The sequence below is a fragment of the Thalassospira sp. UBA1131 genome, from assembly GCF_002311515.1.
GTDB lineage: Bacteria > Pseudomonadota > Alphaproteobacteria > Rhodospirillales > Thalassospiraceae > Thalassospira.
Genome location: NZ_DCAO01000104.1, coordinates 128,481 through 128,958 on the forward strand (window position 1 = coordinate 128,481; position 478 = coordinate 128,958).

Consider the following 478-nt stretch of genomic DNA (forward strand, 5'->3'; position numbering starts at 1 on the left):
TTTCGTCTCCCCCCTGCTGGTCAGCTCCCCCCAAACTGCTGACCAGCAATTCCAGGCCCGGTGTCCCCCGCACCGGGCCTTTTTCTGTTCTCTGCGTGCTTGTGAAACGAAGATTTGTCCTGCACTGTGGTTGGTGATCTATCCAAAAGCCAAACAATCAAAACGACAGGAAACCGAAATGTCCAAGCAGCTTACCGTTGTTGCCACCGCACGCGCCAAACCCGGCATGGAAGATGAACTTGGCAAACGGCTTTTGGCATTGGTTGAACCGTCGCGCGCCGAGGAAGGCTGCATCAGCTACGACATGCACCAGTCAAATGACGATCCCGCCCTCTGGTTGGCCTATGAAAACTGGCGCTCGGAAGAAGACCTCGCCCGGCATTTCGAGATGCCCTACCTAAAGGCCTTTGGCGAGAGCAAGGATGAAGTGCTTGCACAGCCGCTTGATGTCCGTAAATTCAGCCTCAAATCATAACGC

1 protein-coding gene is annotated in these 478 nt (G+C 54.8%); it reads left to right on the top strand.

The window, feature by feature from the left end:
• Positions 1–178: 178 nt before the first annotated feature.
• A complete protein-coding gene (locus B3Z49_RS16765; RefSeq protein ID WP_296992941.1) occupies positions 179–475 on the top strand; it encodes a putative quinol monooxygenase in 297 nt (98 codons plus the stop codon).
• Positions 476–478: the final 3 nt, after the last annotated feature.